General features: G+C 64.8%; 3 protein-coding genes and 1 pseudogene. All 4 read right to left on the reverse strand.

Features of this window, described 5'->3' with window-relative positions:
• Nucleotides 1-79: 79 nt before the first annotated feature.
• Nucleotides 80-772, reverse strand: a complete 693-nt coding sequence (locus JHD63_RS22415; RefSeq protein ID WP_198972995.1) for an IS66 family transposase — start codon at nucleotides 770-772, stop codon at nucleotides 80-82.
• A gap of 66 nt (nucleotides 773-838) precedes the next feature.
• Nucleotides 839-1,201: an IS66 family insertion sequence element accessory protein TnpB gene (gene tnpB / locus JHD63_RS22420; protein ID WP_198972996.1), complete on the reverse strand. Its 363-nt coding sequence runs from the start codon at nucleotides 1,199-1,201 to the stop codon at nucleotides 839-841.
• Nucleotides 1,168-1,572, reverse strand: coding sequence for a transposase (locus JHD63_RS22425; RefSeq protein WP_198972998.1), 405 nt, complete (start codon nucleotides 1,570-1,572; stop codon nucleotides 1,168-1,170). The genes tnpB and JHD63_RS22425 overlap by 34 nt, the downstream gene beginning before the upstream one ends.
• A 137-nt stretch (nucleotides 1,573-1,709) precedes the next feature.
• Nucleotides 1,710-1,832: pseudogene (locus JHD63_RS22430) on the reverse strand (IS5/IS1182 family transposase); the annotation flags it as partial.

Here is a 1,832-nt window from a genome sequence, read left to right on the forward strand (position 1 = left end):
TGCGCGGGCGTGGGCCAGAAATGGTCGCAATCCGGCTCGCAATCGAGCCGCTGCGGCCTTCCCATCTCGGAGTTCCCGATCAACGCGACCGCGCCTCGCTGAAATCGACCGCTTGTTCAGCGTCGCCTTTGGCGGTGGCCGAACCGTCTGGCACGAGTTGGCGCTGTGCCAGCAGCCACTTGTGCAGCGCTGAGGCCACCCTTTGCGACTTGCGCTGCCGGACACGTCGTCGCTCTTGGGCTGTGGCTGCGGCGATGTCTTCCTCGATCCTGAAGAGCACCTGGAAGTACGGCAGCGCCTGCTGACCGACCTTGCTGGCGTGGTTGGCCCACAGCTCGTGGAACTTGCGCCTGGCATGCGCGACGCATCCAGCCTCGGTGACGCCGCGCTCGAAGCTGGCTTTGTAGCCGCAGAACCCGTCGGTCACCAGCGTGCCTGTCCAGGATTTTTCGCGGGCGTGCTCGCCGTCTTGGCGCAGGAAGCCGCGCACGTTCTCCCCGCCACGGGTCTCAGCGAAGTTGAACACCACGGCCCGGGTCGCATTGAAGCTGGTGGTGCAGTAGGTCCAGATGTAGGCTTTGTGGGTCTTCTTGTTGCCCGGCTTGAGCATGCCCACCGGCGTCTCGTCGGCATGCAGCACACCGTGGCGCAGCAGCTCGTTCGTCAGCGCGTCCACCAGCGGCTGCAGCTGCGCACCGCACTCGCCGACCCACTGCGCCAGGGTGGAGCGCGCGATGCTGCGCGTCCAGGGCGTCGAGTTGCTGCAGGGCAATCACGGACGTGATCTTGCCGACCCATGACGCTCTGGTCCATCGGCAGATTCGGCAATTGCACAGTGCTACAGCACCCGTATGATTCCAGCCTCGCCAACGCGTTGCCACGGCAGGCCCAGCACGAGGGCATCGAACTGCGCATGGCTGAGCGCGGCCGTGGCAACTCCTTCCTTTGGCCAGACGAACTTGCCGCTGTTCAGGCGCCGCGCGGCCAGCCATACGCCGATGCCGTCATGCACCAGCACCTTCATGCGATTGGCGCGTCGGTTGGCGAACAGATACGCGTGATGTGGGCGCACCTGGCCGAATACGTTGACGACGCGGGCCAAGGCGGCCTCTGTCCCAGCACGCATGTCCAGCGGCTGCACGGCCAGCCACACCGCTTCGATCCGGATCACCGCAGCAGCTCTCGCATCCAGTATGCGCATTCGGCAGCTGCTGCCATGGGCCAGGACACCGTGATCGTCCTCGCACCGCGGCGTACGTCGATGCGTATCTCAGTGGGCTGCGCGATAGGCGCGGGCACACGGACCGGGACGAACGTCGATGCCCCCGCTGCAGGCTTGCCCCTCACCACGGCTTGCGGCAACTCCGCCTCGCGTACCCAGCGGCGCAGCAAGTTGGCATTGATCCCCCGCGCCAAGGCCACCGAGGCCATCGACATGCCAGCCTGGGACGCTGCAGCCACAGCGTCGGCCTTGAATTCTTCGCTGTGCAGCCCTCGGCGCCGACGACCTGGCGAGGGTTGCTGTTCGATCCTGTCAACGTGTCCTCCAAGAGTTCTGGTGGACACGAGCATCCTTTGCTCCTATCGCGCTTTCAAGATGCCTTTGCCGGACGCTTACGATCATTCCGAGGGCGCGACGGGAAAACGAAGACCAAGGGCTCCAATCGCCTTGTGGACCTGTCGCCCATGGCCACTAAGAGCGGCCAACAAAACAAAGGGAGGTTGCGAGCACAGATGACACAACAAGCCAGGGAAAGCAGCGCGACATGAATGTCGATGCGGCGCTCGAAGCGGGTTCGCAGCTTGCCGAACGCGGCCAGCCAAGCATGGGT

The organism is Xylophilus sp. ASV27, from assembly GCF_016428875.1.
Classification (GTDB): domain Bacteria; phylum Pseudomonadota; class Gammaproteobacteria; order Burkholderiales; family Burkholderiaceae_C; genus Xylophilus.